Genomic DNA, 20,800 nt, shown 5'->3' on the forward strand with positions numbered 1-20,800 from the left:
ACCCCCGCACCGACATCGGGCCGCGGTAGGCGACGAAAGTCCCTCCACCCGTCGGCCCCGCTGTGCCAGGCTGAAATCATGGCGACAGTCGCGGATGCCATCGGGTGGGCGAGTAGGCAGATCGCGGACCGGGTGCCCAAGGCGGACCTGGATCAGCGCGACCCGGACTTCATCCGCGACCAGCTGCCCGCGACCTGGTTGGTGGCATCGCTGTATTTCCGCGCCGACGTGCGCGGACTCGACCGCATTCCCACGCACGGACCGGTGCTGCTGGTGGGCAACCACAGCGGCGGCAACGTCCCGCCGGACACCTTCGTCTTCACCCTGGCGTTCTGCTCGTACTTCGGTGTGGAGCGCCCGTTCTATCAGCTCGCGCACAACCTGGTCACCCTCTATCCGCCGCTGCGCTGGCTGCGCAAGTTCGGCACCGTGGCGGCCAGTCCCGAAAACGCCCGCCTCGCTTTGGAATCCGGTGCCGCCGTGCTGGTATATCCGGGCGGCGATTACGAGGTCTTCCGCCCGTCCTGGCAGCGGCACATCGTCGACTTCGGCGGCCGCAAGGGGTTCGTGCGGCTCGCGCGGGAGACCGGCGTGCCGATCGTGCCGGTGGCCGCCGTCGGCGGCCAGGAGACGGCGTTGTTCCTCGGCCGCGCGCAATGGCTGGCCAGACTGCTGCTGGTCGACAAGGTAGTCCGGCTCAAGAGCGTGCCCATCTCGCTGGCGCTGCCGTGGGGCCTGAACATCAGCGACCTGCTGGGGCACATCCCGCTCCCCGCCAAGATCGTCATCGAGGTGCAGGAGCCGGTCGCGGTGGGCGACGACGACCAGGCCGTGTACGACGAGGTGATCGCCAGCCTGCAGGCCGGTGTGGACCGGCTTGCCGCGCAGCGCCGCTTCCCGGTGCTCGGCTGATGCGCGTCGAACGACGGATCGTCGTCAACGCGGATCGCGACACGGTGTGGACGGTGCTCAGCGACCCGGATCGATACCCGTCGTTCCTACCGCACCTGGAGCGCTGGGAGACGCTGACGGAGGGCCCGGCCCGGGTGGGCGCCCGCTACACCGTGTTGTGGAAGATCGGCTCGATCCCGGTGGGCGGCATCGCCGAAGTCGTGGAGTTCGATACTGCGCGGGATCTGGCCTGGATCAACATCACCGGCGTGACGCAGCGCGGCCGGTTCCGGTTGCGCGACGCCGGCCCCGGCCGGACCCGCGTGACGTTCCGGCTCGCCTACAGCTCCGAAGGCGGCCTGCTGGGCCTGATCGCCGACCGCGTGGCGGCCTTCTGGGTCGGCCGCTCACTCGACGAGAGCCTGAAAAACCTTGTCCGCCTTGTGGAGTCGTGACCCCCGCCGGGTATGCGGCCCGGCTACTTGGCCAGCGTGAACTGGTTGATGTCGATGTAGCCGTCGCGGAATGCCTTGGCGCACCCGGTCAGGTATCTCATGTATCGCTGGTAGACCTCTTCGGACTGGATCGCGACCGCCTCGCTGTGGTGCGCTTCCAGCGCCGCGGCCCAGAGGTCGAGCGTCCGGGCGTAGTGCAGCTGCAGCGACTGCCTGCGGGCCAGGTTGAAGCCCATCTTCGACGCATGGAACTCCACCATCTCGATCGGCGGCAGCTGGCCGCCGGGGAAGATCTCGCGGGCGATGAAGTCGTTGAAGCCGGTCTGCTCTTCGGTCATCGGCAAGCCGCGTTCGACGATCTGCTCCGGGGTCAGCATGGTGATCGTGTGCAGCAGCATCACCCCGTCGTCGGGCAGGACGCGGTAAGCCATCTGGAAGAAATCGTCGTAGCGGTCGTAGCCGAAGTGCTCGAACGCGCCGATGGAGACGATCCGGTCGACGGGCTCGTCGAATTGCTCCCAGCCCTGCAGCAACACCCGCCTGCTGTGCGGGGTGGTCATCGCGTCGAACATCTTCTGCACGTGCGCGGCCTGGTGCTTGGACAACGTCAGCCCGATGACGTCCACGTCGTACTTCTCCAGCGCGCGGCGCATGGTGCCGCCCCAGCCGCAGCCGACGTCCAGCAGTGTCATCCCGGGCCGCAGGCCCAGCTTTCCGAGCGCCAGGTCCATCTTGCGCAGCTGCGCCTCTTCGAGCGGGATGTCCCGCATGCGGTCGAAGTAGGCACAGCTGTAGGTCATGGTGCGGTCGAGGAACAGCCGGAAGAAGTCGTCGGACAGGTCATAGTGCGCCTGGACGTCGTCGAAATGCGGCGTCAGTTTCTCGGTCATGCCGGCTACGCGCCTCTCTCATCCGGGGCCATTCAGCTGGTACACGAGTAGGCGGCTCAGCTGGTTCACCGTGGCTTCCCGTAACTGCCGGAATCAAACTTCTGCGCGCATATGCGGGGAATTCCGACGAGGTTACCCCCGTTTACCCGGAGTCGGCTGGAGAATCAGGAGGGGTACATATGGAGGCTTGGGACGCGATCCGCGCCCGGCGCAACGTCCGGCAGTACACGCCGGACCCGGTTTCCGGAGAAGACCTGAACCGCATCGCCGAGGCCGGGTGGCGTGCCCCTTCCGCGAAAAACCGGCAGCCGTGGGATTTCGTGATCGTCACCGACCGGGCGCAGTTGCAGGCCCTGTCGACCGTGTGGCGGGGCGCAGGCCACATCGCCGCCGCGGCCGCCGCGATCGCGATCGTCGTGCCCGTGCCGCCCGACGAGCGCAGGGTGGTCACCGACAACTACGACGTCGGTCAGGCCACGATGGCGATGATGATCGCGGCCACTGACCTGGGGATCGGGACCGGGCACTCGTCGGTGGGGGACCAGGACAAGGCGCGGGCCATCCTCGGTGTTCCCGACGACCGGCTGGTCGCCTTCCTGCTGGGCGTCGGGTATCCCGCCGACCGTCCGCTCACCCCGATCCGCACACCGAACCGGCGGCCCTTCGCCGAGGTCGTCCACCACGGTCGTTGGTGACGACGGCGGTCGTAAGCTCGGCACCGTGCATGACCACCGGGGCGACTACGGAATAGACGGCTCGTTTCACACCATCTCGGCGCGTGGGCAGGCGATCGGCCTCGCTGCCCAGACCGTCGCCCTTCTCGGGTGGGCGGTGGTCGGCTGGGCGCGCGGCAAGCGGCTCACGGCGGCGCTGGCGGCAACGTCGGCGGTCGGGATCGCCTCGAGCGCAGCCCTTTACGTGTACGCGACGCGGGTCGGCAAGTTCGTCGTGTGGGACCGGGTGCTGGCCGATCTTCGGCTGCGGGGCGACGAAACGGTGCTCGATCTCGGCTGCGGGCGCGGCGCGGTGTTGCTCGCCGCGGCGACGAGGTTGCCTCGGGGTCGTGCGGTCGGTGTCGATCTGTGGCAGGCAGACCAGACCGACAACTCCCCGGAGGCCACCCTGGCCAACGCGGCGCTGGAAGCGGTCAGCGATCGCGTCGAGGTGCACACCGCGGACATGACAGCCCTGCCCTTGGCCGACGACAGCGTCGACGTGATCGTCAGCAACCTGGCCATCCACAACATCCCGACGCGCGCCGGCCGGCGGAAAGCTCTCGATGAAGCGGTTCGGGTGCTGCGCCCGGGCGGGCGGCTGGCGATCGCGGACCTCTGGGAGACCCGCCGGCATGCCGCGCACCTCAGGGAATTGGGTTGGCGAAACGTGCGGCGCCGCAACGTCGGATGGCGCATGTACTACGGTGGTCCGTGGTTTTCCACGCGCCTGGTCACCGCGACGAAGCCGGGGTGAGGCCCGCCGGATTCTGGACACGTGCGTCAGCGGCGAATTCGATATCGCGGGCGATATCAGGTCGGGGAGCGCCCCATGGTCCCCGACGCGGCGCGGCGCCGTGCGTGCATGCTTGGGGGCTATGAACAGACACGAGATCACCGAGCAGATCGTCCTGGCTCGCCTGAGGCTGGGCCTGACCTGGCAACAGCTGGCCGACGCCATAGACAGGCCGGTGCTGTGGACCACCTCGGCGCTGCTCGGCCAGCATCCGATTCCCGCCGAGCTGGCGAGGGTTCTCGTCGAGCGGCTGCACCTCGACGAGTCGGTGGTGCCGGTGCTGGCGGCGCCGCCCATGCGGGGCGGGCTGCCGACCGCCGTGCCGACCGATCCGACCATCTACCGCTTCTACGAGGCGCTGCAGGTCTACGGCGGCGCGATCAAGGAGTTGATCCACGAGCAGTTCGGTGACGGCATCATGAGCGCGATCAATTTCAGCGTCGACCTGCACAAGAAATCACACCCGTCGGGCGACCGCGTCGTGGTGACGCTGGATGGCAAATTCCTTCCCTATCAATGGGTTTCGGCGGATAGCTGAAATGGTGGCCGACGCGAAACCGGTGGACCTGGTGCTTTCGGGCGGGGGCGTGAAGTTCATCGGCCTGGTCGGCGCGGTCACCGCCCTCATGGATGCCGGCTACTCGGCCTACCGGGTGTCGGGTGTCTCGGCGGGATCGGTGGTCGCGGCGATCTCGGCGGCCGCGTCCAAGGGCGATCAACTGACCAGCGGCCAGGTCAGGGAGCTCGCGCTGTCGGTGCCGTTGCGCAAGTGGCGCGACGCGGGGCCGGTGCCCCTCGTCGGCTCCGCGTGGGGACTGGTGCGGGACACCTCGATGTACCGCGGCGATTTCGCCCATGACTGGATTCGCAGCGAGCTGAAGAACCTGGGCGTGGTCACGTTCGGCGACCTGGCTCTCGCCGACGACGAGCTCCTCCCGGAACGGCGCTACCAGGTCGCGGTCACCGTCGCCGACGTCACCGCGGCGCAGCTGGTGCGACTGCCATGGGATTATCGGCGGCTGTACGGGCTCGACCCCGACGAGCAGCCCGTCGCGGACGCGGTCCGCGCCTCGATGGCGATCCCTTTCTTCTACCCGCCGGTCACGCTGACCGACACCATGGGGCTCACGTCCACCCTGGTCGACGGTGGCGTGCTGTCGAATTTCCCGATCGACTCGCTGGACCGCACGGACGGCAGACCGCCGCGCTGGCCGACGTTCGGCATCACGGTGATGCCCAGGCTGGCCGAGGGCGTGGATCAGGTGTTTCCCGCGCTGCGCCCGCTGCGCTTCCTCAAACAATCGGCCCTGCTGCAAAGCCTCTTCACCACCATGTTGGTCGGCCATGACCAGGCGCAGCTGAGCTTGCCGTGGGTCAAGTGCCGCACCATCGGGGTGGCCTCCACCGACGTGAGCGTTCTCGACTTCGGCATATCCCGGGCCCGCCTGGAGGAACTCTGCGACCGGGGCTACGCCGCGGCGCACGACTTCCTGCACACCTGGGATTGGCCGGGATACCTGAACCGGTTCCGACGATTCGTCACGAACTGAAGTGACGGCCATTCGCGCGCGTGCCACACTGGCGGCGAGGAGGCGAAGGGAACGCGGTGGCGGCCGGCGGCGGCCACCGCGTTCGCCGTTCAGCCCATCAATACCTGTGGTGACAGCTGCTTCGGCGCATCGCGTTGGCCCGGCGCATCTGGCGCGACGTTGAGCGCGGGGCCGGGCCGGCTACAGCCCGAACTCGGCCTCGATGCCGTCGATGCCGGCCCGAATGGCCTTGAGGGCATCGGCTCGGGCGCGCAATTTGGTTGCGGCGTGGGCGTGTTGGTGCAGACCGGCGAATTCGCGCGCGGCCTCCTCGGCGCGACTGACCACCATGTCCGGTAGCACGATCTCGTCGACGAAGCCGGCGGCCAACGCGGTCTCGCCAAAGAACGTCTTGGCCAGCCCCGCGGCCTGCTGGTAGGCCGACCGCGTGAGGCGCAGCTTCATGATCTCCAGGGCCGCGTAGGGGATGACCATGCCGATCGCCACCTCGTTGGCCTGGATGTTGTAGCCGTGCGCGGCCACCCGGTGGTCACCGGACGACAGCAGGAACGCCCCCATCGCGATGGCGTGGCCGGTGCAGGCCATCACCACCGGCTTGGGGTGGGACAACAGCCGGTAGGCCAGCTCGAAGCCGCCGCGCAGCATGTCGATCGCCGGCTGCGCCTCGCCGGAGGTGAGGATCTTCAGGTCGAACCCGCCGCTGAACACCCGCTCGTTGCCGGTGATCACCAACGCCCCGGCGTTGTCGGCGTCGGCCCGGTCGATCGCCTCGCCCAGCGCCTGCTGCATGGTCGGACCCAGCGCGTTGACCTTGCCGTCGTCCATCCGGATGACGGCGATGGAGTCCTTGAGGGTGTAGTGGACCGGGCCGCTCATTGGTTGCCAGCTCCTTGCCGTCCCGCGGGCTGGCTGTGGTGTTTGCCCAGGTCGTCCTCGGCCTCGCCCCAGCGCAGGCTGACATCGGTGGGCTCGTCCAGCTGGCGGCTGCGCCATCGGTCCTGCGTTTCCCGCACCGCGGCGTTGATTCGCTCGATCTCGCTGCGGAACACCTCGGGCCGGGTCTCCTTGCTCGCGTAGTGGAAGTAGGTCAGCAGCCCGCGCAGCAGCTCCAGCTTCTGCTTCTCCCGCTTCGCCAGGTCGTGGGTGGTCATCAGCTCGATGCGCTGGACGGGCGGCAAGGAGTCCCAGTCCAGCACGACCTGGGTCTCCAGCGGGACGCGCTCACGCTCCCAGAACCGCCGCCCGTGCGGGTGCGCAGGCCGGTCGTAGTAGTTGATGGTGCCGGTGAAGCGGGACTCGATGCCGCTGCCGATCTCCGCGCGGTCGAGCGCCGAGTCCCACACCATGCGCCATTCCTGGCCGGGCGCCAGCACCGGCAACTCGCGGGGGAGGCGCAGTTCGGCGACGTCGGCGTAGCCGTCGGTGGCGTTCTCGTATTCGGCCACCGTCGGCGGATTCATGAACGAGAACGTGATGTCGTAGGCCGCGGTCTTCCCGAAATTCCGCACCACCAGCTCGATCACGTGCCAGTCGGCGGGATGCGGTTCCATGAACATCGCGACCTGCGGCCGCGTCTGCTCGGCGGCCAGCCGGCGGTTGCGGGCGATCTGCCGGTTGGTGAAGATCAGGGTCGCGACGGCGAGCGCGATCGCCGCCCAGGCCGCCCACGCGATCCAGGTGCTGGACCCAACGTGCGTGATTCCGTGCCAGCTGTCCTGGACCCACCCCATGGAATCCACCTTCCGCTTATATCACAGGCCGGTTGCCGGTGAGTCGCGCTCGAGCGATCGCCCGCCCGCCTCAGCCGCCCATCAGCATTCGCCACTGGGCAAGGTCGGCGGCCCGATACACATAGTTGGAGCGCTTGACTTCTGACAGCGAGGCGCTCGGCTCCGCCGAATACCAGTGGCCGGGAAAAACCGTCGGGTCGCCGGGCAGCGCGGCGAGTTGCCGCAGGCTGCGGTACATCTCGTCGGAGTCGCCGCCGGGAAAGTCGGTGCGGCCGCAGCCCTCCAGGAACAGCGTGTCACCGGCCACCAGGCGGCCGTCGAGCAGAAAGCACTGGCTGCCGGGCGTGTGGCCGGGCGTGTGCAGCAACTCGACCTCGATATCGCCGATGCTGACCTTGTCATGATTCTCATGAGCGGTGAGGTCGCCGAGGCTGATCCCGGTGACTCGCGAAACCCATTGCGCCTCATGGGTATTGACGTGTACGGGCACGGCGGCCCGCTCCAGCAGTTCGGCCAGGCCCTGCAGCGAGAAGCCCATCATCGATCCGCCCACATGGTCGGGATGATGGTGGGTGACCAGCACCCCGGACAGGTGCATGCCGTCGGCCTCGAGCGTGTCGAGCAACTCGCCGGCGGCGTACGCGGGATCGACCACCACGCAGTCGCCCGTCTCACGGTCGCCGATCAGGTAGGCGAAGTTGCGCATCTGCGTCGCGAACATGTCGCCGGCGGCGAAGTCGCGACCGGAGAGCAGTTGGCGAAAGTACAGCCGGTCCGTTGGCACGTGACCAGACTAGGGCCTGCCCGTAACGGGCCCGCAGTGCCGCCGCGAAGTCCGCCCGGCACCGCCCGCGAGCAGCGATTGGCCCGCTGCCCGGTGGGTATTGTTGGCGCATGAGGAAGAAGGTCGAAATCGAGATCGACGTCGATCTGATCGACGAGGCGATACGCCGCTTCCATCTGGCCGATGCCCGCGAGGCCGTCAATCTCGCGCTGCGCACCCTGCTGGCCGAGGCCGATGCCGGGGTGGCCGACGAAGAATACGACGAGTTCAGCGACCTCAGCGCGTGGCAGCCCCGCCGCGGCGGCGACAGCGTCCCGTAAAGCCCGTGGTTTGGTCCCGTTGCGAGCCAGGTTGTACCCTCTTTTAGGCCCACGGCACTGCCGATTCGGGTGAACGGCCCCCTTAGCTCAGTCGGTAGAGCGTTTCCATGGTAAGGAAAAGGTCAACGGTTCGATTCCGTTAGGGGGCTCGGCGGACGCCGAGCAGGCGTGGCGGCCCGACCCCGAACCGGGGCGGCCAGAGGCGATGTAGCTCAGTCGGTTAGAGCGAACGACTCATAATCGTTAGGTCGCCGGTTCGAGTCCGGCCATCGCTACAACACAACACAATGCACTTTGAGAGATTTGAGAGAGAACCGTCATGGCTTCCAGTACCGACGTGCGGCCGAAGATCACCTTGGCATGCGAGGTGTGCAAGCACCGTAACTACATCACCAAGAAGAACCGCCGGAACGACCCGGACCGCATGGAGCTGAAGAAGTTCTGCCCGAACTGCGGCAAGCACCAGGCGCATCGAGAGACGCGCTAGCCGCTCCCGGCGAACGTTACTCAGACCGACTAGGTAGATTTCAGAGCCGTGCCGTTATCCGAAAGCATCGTCGGGATGCACTACCGCTATCCCGATTATTACGTCGTGGAGCGGGAGAAGATCCGCGAGCACGCCGTCGCCGTCCAGAACGACGACGCCGCATTTCTCGAGGAGAAGGCGGCGGCCGAGCTCGGCTACCCCGGGCTGCTGGCCCCGTTGACGTTCATCTGCGTATTCGGCTACAAGGCGCAGACGTCGTTTTTCAAGCACGCGAACATCGCCGTCCAGGACGCGCAGGTCGTTCAGGTCGACCAGGTGCTGAAGTTCAAGGGGCCGATCGTCGCCGGCGACAAGCTGTACTGCGACGTCTATGTGGACTCGGTGCGGACGTCGCACGGTACCCAGATCATCGTGACCAAGAACATCATCACCAACGAAGCCGGTGATGTCGTTCAGGAGACCTTCACGACCCTGGCGGGCCGTGCGGGTGAGGATGGAGAAGAGGGATTTTCTGATGCCACTGCGTGAGTTCAGCTCGGTAAAGGTGGGCGACCAGCTTCCCGAGAGGACCTACCCTCTGACCCGGCAGGACCTGGTGAATTATGCCGGGGTGTCCGGCGACTTGAACCCGATCCACTGGGACGACGAGATCGCCAAGGTCGTCGGGCTGGATACCGCGATCGCGCACGGCATGCTGACCATGGGCATCGGCGGCGGCTACGTCACCTCGTGGATCGGTGACCCCGGTGCGGTCACCGAGTACAACGTGCGGTTCACCGCGGTGGTGCCGGTCCCCAACGACGGCAAGGGCGCCGAACTCGTCTTCAGCGGCCGGGTCAAGTCCGTCGATCCCGAGACCAAGTCAGTGACGATCGCCCTGACGGCCACCACGGGCGGCAAGAAGATCTTCGGCAGGGCGATCGCGTCCGCAACGCTCGCCTAGCCCATGGCGCTCAAAACAGACATCAGGGGAATGATCTGGCGCTACCCGGACTACTTCGTGGTGGGGCGGGAGCAACTCCGCCAGTTCGCGCAGGCCGTGAAGGACCGCCACCCGGCCCACTACAACGAAGACGCGGCCGCCGCACTCGGCCACGACGCGATCCTGGCACCGCTGACCTTCGCGACCATCTTCGCCAAGCTGGTCCAGCTGGACTTCTTCCGGCATGTCGACATCGGCATGGAGACCATGGTCATCGTCCAGGTCGACCAGCGCTTTGTGTTCGCCCAGCCGATCAAGGCCGGCGACAAGCTGTGGGCCCGGATGGACATCCTGTCGGTGGACGAGCGCTTCGGCGCCGACATCGTCGTCACCAAGAACATCTGCACCAACGAAGAGGGCGAACTGGTGCTGGAGGCGTACACCACGCTGATGAGCCAGTACGCCGAGCAGGCGGAGAATCTCAAATGGGACCCCGAGTCCGGCCAGGTCGTCAGGACGGCGTAATCGGATTTCCTGCGTATAAGGGGAATCGAGTACACTCGGACGTCGGGGTTTTCCCAGCATCAGCGCGCTTTCCGTGAGTCGAAAGAACGGGGAGCGCGCGTGTCATGTAAGCCCCGGTAGGTAAGCGCAGGTTGGCCTGCCAACCGCGAAGGGGCGTAGCTCAACTGGCAGAGCAGCGGTCTCCAAAACCGCAGGTTGCAGGTTCAAGTCCTGTCGCCCCTGCTGAACACTTCAGGCGTGCCATGGTGGACACTGGAAGAATGGCCCACCACGATGGGACGGCCCACGGATACGAGCAAACTTAAGGAGCATGCGGTGAGCGACGAAGGCGACGCTGCCAACGACGCCGCAAGCGACGGCGCCGACAGGGAGGACGGCCGCGCGAGCGGCGGTCGGACCGCTGTGGTGACCCGGCCGCAGCGCCCCACCGGCAAACGATCTCGGCAGCGAGCGGCCGATGCCGGCGAGGACGCCGACGTAGAGTCGGCGGACGAGGCCGAGGTCGCCAAGAAGGACAAGGCCGGCAAGGGCGCCAAAGCCAAGAAGGCCAAGAAACCGAAGAAGCCCGGGGACCGTTCGGCCAACCCGCTCATGTTCGTCTACAACTACCTCAAGCAGGTGGTTGCGGAGATGCGGAAGGTTATCTGGCCCAACCGCAAGCAGATGTTCACCTACACATCGGTGGTGCTGGCGTTCCTGGCCTTCATGGTGGCGCTGGTCGGCCTCGCGGATTTCGGTCTCACCAAGCTTGTGCTGCTGGTGTTCGGCTGAGCGAGAGATAGAGAGGACTGAAAACCGTGACTACCTACGACGGTGACACGTCCGCGGGTGAAGCGGTCGACGTAGAGGAGCGCACCGAGGCCACCGAGGCCACCGAGGCCACCGAGGCCCCGGAAACCTCAGCGACCGAGGCTCCCGAGGAGTCGGCCGAGGAGGTCGACCCGGCGGCCGCGCTCAAAGCTGAGCTGCGCAGCAAGCCGGGCGACTGGTACGTCATCCACTCCTACGCGGGGTACGAGAACAAGGTCAAAGCCAATCTCGAGACGCGCGTGCAAAACCTGGACGTCGGCGACTACATCTTCCAGGTCGAGGTGCCCACCGAAGAGGTCACCGAGATCAAGAACGGCCAGCGCAAGCAGGTCAATCGCAAGGTGCTGCCCGGCTACATCCTGGTGCGCATGGATTTGACCGACGACTCGTGGGCCGCGGTGCGCAACACGCCGGGCGTCACCGGGTTCGTCGGCGCGACGTCGCGACCGTCTGCGCTGACGCTCGACGACGTGGTGAAGTTCCTGCTGCCGCGGGGCGCCGCCAAGAAAGCCGCCAAGGGCGCGGCCACCACCGCCGCCGCCGCCGAGGCCGGCGGGCTGGAGCGCCCGGCCGTCGAGGTCGACTACGAGGTCGGCGAATCGGTGACGGTCATGGACGGGCCGTTCGCCACGCTGCCGGCGACCATCAGCGAGGTCAACGGCGAACAGCAGAAGCTCAAGGTGCTGGTGTCGATCTTCGGTCGCGAGACGCCCGTGGAATTGACGTTCGGCCAAGTCTCCAAGATCTAACCGGGCAATCAAGCCCAGTCCAGGAAGGAACACCAACAACTCATGGCCCCGAAGAAGAAAGTCGCTGGGCTGATCAAGCTGCAGATCGTGGCGGGGCAGGCCAACCCGGCGCCGCCGGTCGGACCCGCACTCGGCCAGCACGGCGTCAACATCATGGAGTTCTGCAAGGCCTACAACGCCGCCACGGAGAACCAGCGCGGCCAGGTCATCCCGGTGGAGATCACGGTCTACGAGGACCGCAGCTTCACCTTCGCGCTCAAGACGCCGCCCGCCGCCAAGCTGCTGCTCAAGGCCGCCGGCGTGGGCAAGGGCTCGGCCGAGCCGCACAAGACCAAGGTCGCCAAGGTGACCTGGGACCAGGTTCGTGAGATCGCCGAGACGAAGAAGACCGATCTCAACGCCAACGACATCGACGCGGCCGCCAAGATCATCGCCGGCACCGCCCGGTCGATGGGGATCACCGTCGAATAGGTCCGCACAGCTCGACCCCAACCCGTGGGAGGGCCAGCTTCGGCCCGCTCTGAACCACGACCCAACACCAGATTGGATGAATCAATGAGCAAGAACAGCAAGGCATACCGCGCCGCCGCCGAGAAGGTGGACCGCAACAGCCTGTACAGCCCGCTGGAGGCGGCCAAGCTCGCCAAGGAGACCGCGTCGACCAAGCAGGACGCGACCGTCGAGGTGGCAATCCGCCTCGGCGTCGACCCCCGCAAGGCGGACCAGATGGTCCGCGGCACGGTCAATCTGCCGCACGGCACCGGTAAGACGGCCCGCGTCGCGGTGTTCGCCGTCGGCGACAAAGCCGAGCAGGCGCAGGCCGCCGGCGCCGACATCGTCGGCAGCGACGACCTGATCGAGAAGATCCAGGGCGGTTTCCTGGACTTCGACGCCGCGATCGCCACCCCCGACCAGATGGCGAAGGTGGGCCGCATCGCCCGCGTGCTGGGTCCGCGCGGTTTGATGCCGAACCCCAAGACGGGCACCGTCACCCCGGACGTCGCCAAGGCCGTGGCCGACATCAAGGGCGGCAAGATCAACTTCCGCATCGACAAGCAGGCCAACCTGCACTTCGTGATCGGTAAGGCGTCTTTCGACGAGAAGGCCCTCGCGGAGAACTACGGCGCCGCGCTCGATGAGGTGCTGCGGCTCAAGCCGTCCGCCTCGAAGGGCCGCTACCTGAAGAAGATCACCGTGTCGACGACCACGGGCCCGGGCATCCCGGTCGACCCGTCCGTCACCCGCAACTTCGCCGAGGCGTAGCCTTCCTCTGGCGGACTAGCCGCCGCACTCGGCGATGCGGCGCCGCAGGAACTCGCGACCGGGCTCGGGACCGTTGGCTTGCAACGCTTTCCGGTACCAGGTGACGGCATCGGCCGGCCTGCCCGCGCGCCGAAGCAGGTCGGCGCGCACTGTCGCGACCAAATTGGAGCGGGCCAGCCGGGGGTCGTGCGCCGCCTCGTCCAGCGCGGCGAGCCCGGCATCGGGGCCGTCGCGGAAGCCGACCGCGAGGGCGCGGTTGGTACGCACCACCGGTGAGTCGGTCAGCCGCAGCAACCGGTCGTAGGCCGCGCAGATGGTGACCCAGTCGGTCTGGTCCCAGGACGGCGCCGTCGCATGCACCGCGGCGATCACCGCCTGCGGCAGGTAGGGGCCCGTCGAGCCCTCGGCGCGGCGTAGCCGGTCCAGGCCCCTGGCGATGCGGCCGCGGTCCCACCGGCGGCGGTCCTGCTCGTCGAGCGGCACCAACATCCCGGTGTCGTCGACCCGGGTGGTTCGCCGCGAATCGTGCAGCAGCATCAGGGCGGCCAGCGCGTGGGTCTCGGGCTCGTGCGGCATCAGCGCGCACAGCTCGCCGGCCAGCCGGATCGCTTCGTCGCACAGTTCGTCGCGGATCGCCGACGGGCCGGCGGTCGACCAATACCCCTCGGTGAAGACCGAGTAGACGCAACTCAGCACGTGTGGGGTGCGCTCGGGCAGGAGCTCGGCGGGTGGCACCCGCAGCGGGATATTGGCGTGCCGAACCTTGTTCTTGGCGCGCGTGATTCGCTGGCCGATCGCCGCTTCGGTCTGCAGCAGCGCGCGGGCGATCTCGGCGACGGTCAACCCCGACACCAGCCGCAGGGTGAGCGCCAATTGCGATTGGCGGTCCAGGGCGGGGTGCGCGCAGGTAAACATCATCCGCAGTTCGTCGTCACGAACGGGGGACGGGTCGGTGTGATCGGTGCGCGCCCGGATTTCGTCGATCACGGCCGCCAATTCCTTTCCGGGACGGACGGATTCGCGGCGCAGACGATCGCGCGCGCGGTTGCGGGCGACGGTCACCAGCCATCCGCCGGGACTGTCCGGCACGCCGTCGCGGTCCCAGCTTCCAAGCGCCTCGGCGCAGGCTTCCTGGACGGCGTCCTCGGCGATGGTGAGGTCCCCGGACCACCGCGCGAGCGCGGCGACGGCGGGTCCCCATTCCCTCCGGAAGACGCCGTCCAGGTCGGACATCGCGGATGCCTAGAGTCCCGAGACTCCAGCCAGTTGGCGCACCTGCACGGTCGAAGCGGGGATCATCGACGCCAGCTTGACGGCCTCGTCGCGATCCCCCGCGGCGAGCAGGTAGACGCCCGTGGCGATTTCGGCGCCCTCCACGTATGGCCCGTCGGTGATGAGGACCTCGCCGTCGCGCACCCGCACGGTGGTGGCGGTGGACCTGTCGTGCAATGCGGCGCCGCCGATGATGTGGTCGCCCGCGGCCGCGTGCAGATCTGCGTGCCGCGCCGCCACGGCCTCCCACTCCGGGGTGCCCGGCGTGTGGGCCGAAGCGGGGGGCTCGAGCAGCAGCGCCAGCCAGTCGTTACCGGTGAGTTTGCGCGAAGGTTCGATCGAGTGGACCACCGGCCACAGCTCCACGGCGCCGAACTGGGCGACCGGTACCTCGCGCGCCAGCGCCAGCGCCTCGTCCAGGTTTTCGGCCTCGAACACGTAGTAGCCGCAGGCCACCTCGGCGGCCTCGGCGAAGGGGCCGTCGGTCGTGATCGGCGCGTCGGGGCCGCCGCTGATGACCACCGCGGCCGCGGCGGGCGCCAGCGCGTCACCGGCCTTGATCGCCGCGCCGGCTTTGGCGTGGAAGTTCTCCCACGCGGCCATGCCGGCCGCCCACTCTTCAGGCGTGCGGTCTTGCTCCTTGGCGATCAGCAGGGCGAAATATTGCATGTTCGTCACCTCCGGTAGTGAGCGAAGCCTCCTGCTCCACTCTCTATCTATCCGACGAACGACGCAGCCCTGATCCGACAGCTGGGGCCCAACTAGGCGGCCGCCCCCGGCTTCAGGTAGGTCACCAGGCTGACGTCCAGCATTTCGTCGGTGAAGTAGTGCTCGCAGCCGCGCAGATATTTGATGTAGCGGTTGTAGACCTCTTCGGAGGTGACCTCGATGGCCTTGTCCTTGTTGGCCTCCAGGTTGTCGCCCCAGATGTGCAGCGTCTTGATGTAGTGCGGACGCAGCGAAAGCGGCTCGGGCACAATGAAACCCGCCTTTTCGCCATGGTCGACCATCATCTGTGTGGACGGCAGCCGGCCGCCCGGGAAGATCTCCGTGACGATGAACTTGATGAACCGGGCCGTCTCGAAAGTCAGCTTCTTACCGCGGGCAGCCATCTCGTAGGGGTGGTAGCTCACGCTGCTCTGGACGGTCATCCGGCCGTCCTCGGGCATGATGTCGTAGCACCTCTTGAAGAAGTCGTCGTAGTTCTCGTGCCCGAAGTGCTCGAAGGCCTCGATCGACACGATCCGGTCGACGGGCTCGCTGAAGTCCTCCCAGTTCTGCAGCCGCACCTCACGCGAGCGGTTGGTGTCGATCGAAGCCAACAGCTGCTCGCAGCGGGCGTGCTGGTTCTTGGACAGCGTCAGGCCGATGACGTTGACGTCGAACCGCTCGACAGCGCGCTTCATCGTGGTGCCCCAGCCGCACCCGATGTCGAGCAGGGTCATGCCCGGCTTGAGGTCCAGCTTGTCCAGGTTCAGGTCGATCTTGGCGTACTGCGCCTCTTCCAGCGTCATGTCGTCACGCTCGAAGTAGGCGCAGCTGTAGATCCGTGTCGGATCCTGGAACAGGGCGAAAAAGTCGTCGGAGACGTCGTAGTGCGCCTGAATGTCCTCGGGAGCCGTCCGCGTCTTCGTCGGGCTAGCCGGTTGATCAGCCATTTTCGTCTTGTTCTCCTGGATGAAGGTCACTGCTTATGATCCGCGGACTTGCTCGGCGGGTGTGACGGGCAACGATACCCAACCCTACTTTTTCAGCGTGAATTGGTTGCAGTCGACATAGCCCATGCGGAACACCTTGGCGCAGCCGGTCAGGTACTTCATGTAGCGCTCGTAGACCGCTTCGGACTGAATGGCGATGGCCTCGTCCCTGTGGGCCTTCAGCGCGTCGGACCAGAAGTCCAGGGTCTTGGCGAAGTCCGACTGCAGAGACTGGATGCGGGACACCCTGAACCCGACCTTCGTCGCGTGCTCCTCGACCGTCTCGATCATCGGCAGCCGGCCGCCCGGGAAGATGTCGGTGACGATGAACCTCATAAATTTCGCCATCTCCATCGTCAACGGGATGCCGCGCTCCATCACCTGCTTGACGTGCAGCCCGGTGATGGAATGCAGCAGCATCACGCCCTCGTCGGGCAGCGCTTCGTAGGCGAACTCGAAGAAGTCGTCGTAGCGGTGAAAGCCGAAGTGCTCCAACGCTTCGATGACGACGATCCGGTCCACCGGTTCGTCGAACTCGGCCCAGTCGCGCAGCAGCACCCGCCGCGACCGCTCGGTGTCCATCGCGTCGAGCACCTGCCGGCAATAGGCGTGTTGATTCCTGGACAGGGTCAGGCCGACGACGTTGACGTCGTAGCGCTCGACGGCGCGCTTCAGCCCCGAACCCCAGCCGCAGCCGACGTCGAGCAAGGTCATCCCCGGCTCGAGGCCGAGCTTGTCCAGTGTCAGGTCGAGCTTGGCGACCTGCGCTTCGTGCAAGGTCATGCCCTCGCGGGGGAAATACGCGCAGCTGTAGGTGCGGGTCGGATCCACAAAGAGCGCGAAGAATTCGTTGGACAGGTCGTAATGCGCCCGTACGTCGTCCGAATTGGACCGCGTACGCACAGCGCCGACCGGGTTGTCAGGCATCTACCCTCCCCACGTGATGCACACCATAGGGGTGCCCACCCGGGGGAATCTACTCGCCGGGCATCAAAAACGGAGCATTTGGATGCGCGTGCGGCGGAGATCGTGCCGTTCTACTTTCCGGCGGCGTACGGGGCCGCGGGGTCGCTATTTGGTGAGCGTGTACTGCGCCACGTTGGAGATGCCTTTGCGGAACAGGTCCGCGCAGCCGGTCAGATAGCGCATGAAGCGGTCGTACGCCTCTTGGGACTGGATGGCGATCGCGCGTTCCCGATTGGCCTCCAGATTGGCCGCCCACGTGTCCAGGGTCCGCGCGTAATGCGGCTGCAGGTATTCGATCTGCTCGACTGAGAAGCCGCTGGTTTTCGCATTGTCGACGATATCGGGTTCGCCGCACATCTGGCCGCCGGGAAAGATTTCCTTGCCCAGGAAGTGGAAGAAACGCAGATCCGACATCGTGATCTGCACGCCGCGCTGCTTCCACTCCGACTGCGGATACGTGAAGATGCTGTGCATCAGCATCCGGCTGTCGGCGGGCAGGGTCTCGTATGCCCAATCCCAGAACGCCGGCCAGCGTTCCTTCTTGAAGGCGTCGAAGGCCTCGAAGCTCATGATTCGATCGACTTGCTCGTCGAACTCTTCCCAGCCCTGCAGCCGGGCCTCGGCCCGGCGCGTCGTCGGGATCGCGGCCAGCCTTGCCTTGGTGCGCGCGTAGTGGTTGCGGCTGAGCGTGATGCCGATGACGTTGACGTCGTATTTCTCCAGCGCCCGGACCACGGCCCCGCCCCAGCCGCACCCGACGTCCAGCACCGTCATTCCCGGCTCGAGGTTCAGCTTGTCCAGCGCCAGATCGAGTTTGGCGAGCTGGGCCTCTTCCAGCGTCATGTCGTCGTTCTCGAAGTAGGCGCAGGTGTACACCATGTTGGGGTCGAGGAACAGCGCGAAGAAGTCGTCTGAAATGTCGTAGGTCGCCTGCGACTCTTCGTAATACGGCTTCAGCTTGGCCATTGGTACACCCACCTCCTTGGACAACCGTACAACCCCGCGAGATGGACTGAGATCGCAGGGGAAGCGTTTCTTTCGAGTGGTTTTTGCTCAGGCCGCCTTGGCGAAGTTGCTCGTCAGCACACCGATCACGTGGTCCCACAACTGCTGTGGCAGATCATGTCCCATCCCGTCGAATAACACCAATCGAGCGCCGTCGATGGCCCTGGCCACCGCGCGGCCACCGAAGGGGCGCATCAGCTTGTCCGCGTTGCCGTGGATCACGACGGTCGGCGCGGCGGTCCGCCGGTTGTAGGGCTTCAGGCTGCCGCTGCCCAGCACGGCGTCGAAGTGCCTGGCGACGCCCCAAGGGTAATGGCTGCGTTCGTAGCTTTCGATGGCCTCGGCCCGAAGCTGCTCCTCGGGCGCCAGGTACCGCTTGCTGCCGATGATCTTGCTTACCCGAATCGAGTTGTCGACGATCACGTCGCGCGGCGAGCTCGGCGACGGTCCCTTGATGAGCGCCAGCAACTGGCGGGGACCGGGCGGCGGCAGAAACGCCGAATTGTTGCTGGAGAAGATGACTCCGAGGGTCTTGGTCCGCTCGCGGAATTTTGCGGCGAAAATCTGGGCGATCATGCCGCCCATCGACGCACCCACGATGTGCGCGTCCCCGATGCCCAGGTGATCCAGCAGGGTCGCGGCGTCGTCGGCCATGTCCTCGAGCTGGTACGCGGCTTTGCTCGGCAGGCCCAGCCAGGACCGCGCCAGCCGCGTCACCAGCGGCTGCCCCGGGCTGCGATGCCGGGTCTTGCTCGACAGGCCGACGTCCCGGTTGTCGTACCGGATCACGCGAAGCCCGTGGGCGACCAGCCGCTCGCAGAACGCGGTGCGCCACAGCAGCAGCTGGGCGCCCAGCCCCATGATCAGCAGCACGGGCGGGTCGTCGATGTCGCCCATGTCCTCGTAGTACAGCTTCAGGTCCCCGTCGGGATGAAAGACGGTGGCGTGGCCGGTGCGGACCTCCATCAGAGCGCCTACACCTCCAGGTCGGACTCGTACTCCCGGCTGACCTCGACCATGAAGTTGGCGAAGTAGCCGGTCAGCTGCGGGTCGGACATCATCTGCCACTTGGGCGCGAGCAATTTCATGTACCGCTCGACGTAGAGGAACTGCTTGCCGATCAGCACCAGCTCGCGGGGCAGCTTGACGTCGTAGGCGTCGGCCAGGGCCGACAGCTGCCGCCCGATGTCGGCGTAGGACATGTCGCCCAGGGTCTGCATGGTCAGTGGGGCGGCGAAGCGTTCCAGGTCCTTGGCGGCCTGGGCCTCGGGCTTCACGGTGCCGACCGCGCCCATCAGCACCACGATCTTGCCCGCCGCGGCGTGGTCCTTCTTGACCAGCAGCGCGTACACCAGCTCGCGCAGCAGCCAGCGGGTGCGCGGGTCGATGCGGCCCATGATCCCGAAGTCGAAGAACACGATGCGGCCCGCGTCGTCGACGTAGAGGTTGCCGGCGTGCAGGTCGCCGTGGAACAGCCCATGCCGCAGCCCGCCCTCGAACAGCGAGAACAGCAGGGCCTTCACCAGCTCGGTGCCGTCGAACCCGGCCTTGCGGATGGCGGCGACGTCGTCGATGCGGATGCCCTGCACGCGCTCCATGGTCAGCACCCGGTCGCTGGTGAAGTCCCAGAACACCTGCGGCACACGGATGTTGCGGCCCAGCGGGGAGGCGTGCAGGTGCGACACCCAAGCCTCCATCGACTGCGCCTCGAGCCGGAAGTTCAGCTCCTCGGCCAGGTTGTCGGAGAAGTCGGCGACCACGTCCTGCGCGGAGAGCCGGCGGCCGAGCTTGGCCAGTTCGACGGCCTGGGCGAAGCGCTTGAGGATCTGCAGGTCGGCCGCGACCCGGCGGCGGATGCCCGGGCGCTGGATCTTGACGACCACCTCTTCCCCGGTGTGCAGGGTCGCGTAGTGCACCTGCGCGATGGAGGCCGACGCGAATGGCTCCTCTTCCCATTTGGCGAACAGCTCGGTCGGGTCGCCGCCGAGCTCCTCGACGACGAGCTTGTGCACCTCGTCGTTGTCCGCGGGTGGCACCCGGTCGAGCAGGCCGCGGAATTCGCGGGACAGGGATTCGCCGAACGCGCCGGGGCTGGACGCGATGATCTGGCCGAATTTCACGTACGTCGGGCCGAGGTCGGCGAAGGTCTGGGGGAGCTGCTTGATCACCTTTTGCTGCCACGGGCCCCTGCCGGGCAGCTTGCTGGCGACGCGAGCGGCGGTGCGGGTGACCTGCCAGCCGGTGACGGCTACCCGGGCCGCTTCGACCGGCAGCGGCACCCGGTCCAGCCTGGCACCCTCCCGGTGCTTGGTGGAACTCATCCCAGCAGTCTGCCAAATCGGCGGAATCAGTCCCAATTCTCTAGCTGGAGCGCTCTAGCTGGAGCGAGCCCCGCCTTTCCATGGCTGCACCCAGCCCTGGATCTCCCAGCCCTCCAGCCCCGCGATCAGTTCGTACATGGTGGCGCCGTCGATGGTCTCGCGAATGATGTCGGCATGCCCCGCGTGCCGGGCCAGCTCGTTGATCACGTGCAGGATCACCCAGCGCACCGACCAGGCCTTCTGATCCTTGGGAAACCAGGGGATGTCCTGGGGAACCGGCACCGCGGCGTCGAGGTCCGCGGTCTCGGCCAGGCGCAGCGTCGCCGCGTTCTGTTCCCTGAACGCCCGCAGCAGCCCGTCCAGCGTCTCGTCGGGCCGCATCACGTGCTGATCCGCGAACTCGCTCGCGATCTGCTCGAACGGGCGGGTGTCTTTCGGCGGGGCGTCCGGTGCGGCGGCGACCCGCGCCATCCAGCTGCGTTGCATCCCGGTGGCGTGCTTGATGAGCCCCCCGATGGACAGCGCGCTGACCGAGGGGGTGGATCGGGCCTGTTCATCGGTGAGGCCGTAGCTGACGGCGAAGTACGCGCTCTGATGAAACTCCAGGAATTCGCGCAGAGCGCTGCGTTCGTCGGCCACGGGCCGGGCAAGAGC

The 20,800-nt window shown here is 66.8% G+C and carries 27 protein-coding genes and 3 tRNA genes; 18 read left to right on the plus strand and 12 right to left on the minus strand.

The genetic code is table 11. The features are described 5' to 3' along the window. The first annotated feature begins 78 nt into the window (after positions 1–78). Both G6N51_RS22850 and G6N51_RS22855 read left to right on the plus strand, forming a co-directional pair. Positions 79–912, plus strand: a complete 834-nt coding sequence (locus G6N51_RS22850; RefSeq protein WP_083171632.1) for a lysophospholipid acyltransferase family protein — start codon at positions 79–81, stop codon at positions 910–912. Continuing rightward, on the plus strand, positions 912–1,346 hold the full coding sequence (locus tag G6N51_RS22855; protein ID WP_083171631.1) for an SRPBCC family protein: 435 nt from the start codon (positions 912–914) through the stop codon (positions 1,344–1,346). The genes G6N51_RS22850 and G6N51_RS22855 overlap by 1 nt, the downstream gene beginning before the upstream one ends. A gap of 23 nt (positions 1,347–1,369) precedes the next feature. Here G6N51_RS22855 and G6N51_RS22860 read toward each other — a convergent pair whose 3' ends face one another. Next, a complete protein-coding gene (locus G6N51_RS22860) occupies positions 1,370–2,236 on the minus strand; it encodes a cyclopropane mycolic acid synthase family methyltransferase (RefSeq protein WP_083171630.1) in 867 nt (288 codons plus the stop codon). A 179-nt stretch (positions 2,237–2,415) separates the two neighbouring features. Here G6N51_RS22860 and G6N51_RS22865 point away from each other — a divergent pair, with 179 nt between their 5' ends. The 4 genes from G6N51_RS22865 (at position 2,416) to G6N51_RS22880 (ending at position 5,295) form a co-directional block, all read left to right on the plus strand. Then, positions 2,416–2,931, plus strand: a complete 516-nt coding sequence (locus G6N51_RS22865; protein ID WP_083171629.1) for a nitroreductase family protein — start codon at positions 2,416–2,418, stop codon at positions 2,929–2,931. Positions 2,932–2,956: 25 nt separating this feature from the next. Beyond that, positions 2,957–3,706, plus strand: a complete 750-nt coding sequence (locus G6N51_RS22870; RefSeq protein WP_083171628.1) for a class I SAM-dependent methyltransferase — start codon at positions 2,957–2,959, stop codon at positions 3,704–3,706. 121 nt (positions 3,707–3,827) lie between these two features. Continuing rightward, entirely contained in the window at positions 3,828–4,283 is a 456-nt protein-coding gene (gene cynS, locus G6N51_RS22875; RefSeq protein WP_083171627.1) for a cyanase, read from the plus strand. Position 4,284: 1 nt separating this feature from the next. Further along, on the plus strand, positions 4,285–5,295 hold the full coding sequence (locus G6N51_RS22880; RefSeq protein ID WP_083171626.1) for a patatin-like phospholipase family protein: 1,011 nt from the start codon (positions 4,285–4,287) through the stop codon (positions 5,293–5,295). 180 nt (positions 5,296–5,475) lie between these two features. On the opposite strand, the gene G6N51_RS22885 is transcribed toward G6N51_RS22880, so the two are convergent. The 3 genes from G6N51_RS22885 to G6N51_RS22895 all read right to left on the minus strand — a co-directional run bounded on the left by G6N51_RS22885 (position 5,476) and on the right by G6N51_RS22895 (position 7,809). After that, positions 5,476–6,171 (minus strand): crotonase/enoyl-CoA hydratase family protein, encoded by a 696-nt coding sequence (locus G6N51_RS22885; protein WP_083171625.1) that lies wholly within the window; start codon positions 6,169–6,171, stop codon positions 5,476–5,478. Beyond that, positions 6,168–7,025: a hypothetical protein gene (locus G6N51_RS22890; protein ID WP_083171624.1), complete on the minus strand. Its 858-nt coding sequence runs from the start codon at positions 7,023–7,025 to the stop codon at positions 6,168–6,170. The genes G6N51_RS22885 and G6N51_RS22890 overlap by 4 nt, the downstream gene beginning before the upstream one ends. A 70-nt stretch (positions 7,026–7,095) precedes the next feature. Then, positions 7,096–7,809 carry an MBL fold metallo-hydrolase gene (locus G6N51_RS22895; RefSeq protein WP_083171623.1) on the minus strand — a complete coding sequence of 238 codons (714 nt, stop codon included), beginning with the start codon at positions 7,807–7,809 and terminating at the stop codon, positions 7,096–7,098. Between the two features lie 110 nt (positions 7,810–7,919). Here G6N51_RS22895 and G6N51_RS22900 point away from each other — a divergent pair, with 110 nt between their 5' ends. From G6N51_RS22900 to rplA, 12 genes are all read left to right on the plus strand, one after another. Continuing rightward, positions 7,920–8,129, plus strand: coding sequence for a type II toxin-antitoxin system VapB family antitoxin (locus G6N51_RS22900; RefSeq protein ID WP_083171622.1), 210 nt, complete (start codon positions 7,920–7,922; stop codon positions 8,127–8,129). Between the two features lie 76 nt (positions 8,130–8,205). Further along, a tRNA-Thr gene (locus G6N51_RS22905) sits at positions 8,206–8,278 on the plus strand. Between the two features lie 52 nt (positions 8,279–8,330). After that, positions 8,331–8,404: transfer RNA gene (locus G6N51_RS22910), tRNA-Met, on the plus strand. A gap of 44 nt (positions 8,405–8,448) precedes the next feature. Continuing rightward, the gene (rpmG, locus tag G6N51_RS22915) at positions 8,449–8,616 is read left to right on the plus strand and encodes a 50S ribosomal protein L33 (RefSeq protein ID WP_007167776.1); all 168 of its coding nucleotides are present in this window, start codon (positions 8,449–8,451) and stop codon (positions 8,614–8,616) included. Between the two features lie 48 nt (positions 8,617–8,664). After that, positions 8,665–9,144, plus strand: a complete 480-nt coding sequence (gene hadA / locus G6N51_RS22920) for a (3R)-hydroxyacyl-ACP dehydratase subunit HadA (protein ID WP_083171621.1) — start codon at positions 8,665–8,667, stop codon at positions 9,142–9,144. After that, entirely contained in the window at positions 9,131–9,559 is a 429-nt protein-coding gene (gene hadB, locus G6N51_RS22925; RefSeq protein WP_083171620.1) for a (3R)-hydroxyacyl-ACP dehydratase subunit HadB, read from the plus strand. The genes hadA and hadB overlap by 14 nt, the downstream gene beginning before the upstream one ends. A 3-nt stretch (positions 9,560–9,562) precedes the next feature. Beyond that, the gene (gene hadC, locus G6N51_RS22930) at positions 9,563–10,063 is read left to right on the plus strand and encodes a (3R)-hydroxyacyl-ACP dehydratase subunit HadC (RefSeq protein WP_083171619.1); all 501 of its coding nucleotides are present in this window, start codon (positions 9,563–9,565) and stop codon (positions 10,061–10,063) included. 149 nt (positions 10,064–10,212) lie between these two features. Then, positions 10,213–10,285: transfer RNA gene (locus G6N51_RS22935), tRNA-Trp, on the plus strand. Between the two features lie 93 nt (positions 10,286–10,378). Then, positions 10,379–10,834, plus strand: a complete 456-nt coding sequence (secE, locus tag G6N51_RS22940) for a preprotein translocase subunit SecE (RefSeq protein WP_083171618.1) — start codon at positions 10,379–10,381, stop codon at positions 10,832–10,834. A gap of 26 nt (positions 10,835–10,860) precedes the next feature. Further along, positions 10,861–11,622, plus strand: a complete 762-nt coding sequence (gene nusG / locus G6N51_RS22945) for a transcription termination/antitermination protein NusG (RefSeq protein ID WP_083171617.1) — start codon at positions 10,861–10,863, stop codon at positions 11,620–11,622. Between the two features lie 42 nt (positions 11,623–11,664). Beyond that, a complete protein-coding gene (gene rplK / locus G6N51_RS22950) occupies positions 11,665–12,093 on the plus strand; it encodes a 50S ribosomal protein L11 (protein ID WP_068087268.1) in 429 nt (142 codons plus the stop codon). Between the two features lie 84 nt (positions 12,094–12,177). Then, positions 12,178–12,885 carry a 50S ribosomal protein L1 gene (gene rplA / locus G6N51_RS22955; protein WP_083171616.1) on the plus strand — a complete coding sequence of 236 codons (708 nt, stop codon included), beginning with the start codon at positions 12,178–12,180 and terminating at the stop codon, positions 12,883–12,885. 15 nt (positions 12,886–12,900) lie between these two features. Here the strand turns inward: rplA and G6N51_RS22960 are convergent, their stop codons facing one another. The 8 genes from G6N51_RS22960 to G6N51_RS22995 all read right to left on the minus strand — a co-directional run bounded on the left by G6N51_RS22960 (position 12,901) and on the right by G6N51_RS22995 (position 20,785). Then, positions 12,901–14,118, minus strand: coding sequence for an RNA polymerase sigma factor (locus G6N51_RS22960; protein ID WP_083171615.1), 1,218 nt, complete (start codon positions 14,116–14,118; stop codon positions 12,901–12,903). Between the two features lie 9 nt (positions 14,119–14,127). Continuing rightward, positions 14,128–14,826, minus strand: coding sequence for a YciI family protein (locus G6N51_RS22965; RefSeq protein WP_083171709.1), 699 nt, complete (start codon positions 14,824–14,826; stop codon positions 14,128–14,130). Positions 14,827–14,918: 92 nt separating this feature from the next. Further along, positions 14,919–15,815 (minus strand): hydroxymycolate synthase MmaA4, encoded by an 897-nt coding sequence (mmaA4, locus tag G6N51_RS22970; protein ID WP_083171710.1) that lies wholly within the window; start codon positions 15,813–15,815, stop codon positions 14,919–14,921. A gap of 84 nt (positions 15,816–15,899) precedes the next feature. Continuing rightward, on the minus strand, positions 15,900–16,781 hold the full coding sequence (locus G6N51_RS22975) for a cyclopropane mycolic acid synthase family methyltransferase (RefSeq protein ID WP_083171614.1): 882 nt from the start codon (positions 16,779–16,781) through the stop codon (positions 15,900–15,902). Positions 16,782–16,925: 144 nt separating this feature from the next. After that, entirely contained in the window at positions 16,926–17,786 is an 861-nt protein-coding gene (locus tag G6N51_RS22980; RefSeq protein ID WP_083171613.1) for a cyclopropane mycolic acid synthase family methyltransferase, read from the minus strand. Positions 17,787–17,873: 87 nt separating this feature from the next. Then, the gene (locus G6N51_RS22985; protein ID WP_083171612.1) at positions 17,874–18,791 is read right to left on the minus strand and encodes an alpha/beta fold hydrolase; all 918 of its coding nucleotides are present in this window, start codon (positions 18,789–18,791) and stop codon (positions 17,874–17,876) included. A gap of 8 nt (positions 18,792–18,799) precedes the next feature. Next, positions 18,800–20,146, minus strand: coding sequence for an ABC1 kinase family protein (locus tag G6N51_RS22990; RefSeq protein ID WP_083171611.1), 1,347 nt, complete (start codon positions 20,144–20,146; stop codon positions 18,800–18,802). A gap of 54 nt (positions 20,147–20,200) precedes the next feature. Then, a complete protein-coding gene (locus tag G6N51_RS22995) occupies positions 20,201–20,785 on the minus strand; it encodes a DinB family protein (RefSeq protein ID WP_083171610.1) in 585 nt (194 codons plus the stop codon). Between the last annotated feature and the right edge of the window lie 15 nt (positions 20,786–20,800).

This window comes from Mycobacterium paraseoulense, from assembly GCF_010731655.1.
Classification (GTDB): domain Bacteria; phylum Actinomycetota; class Actinomycetes; order Mycobacteriales; family Mycobacteriaceae; genus Mycobacterium; species Mycobacterium paraseoulense.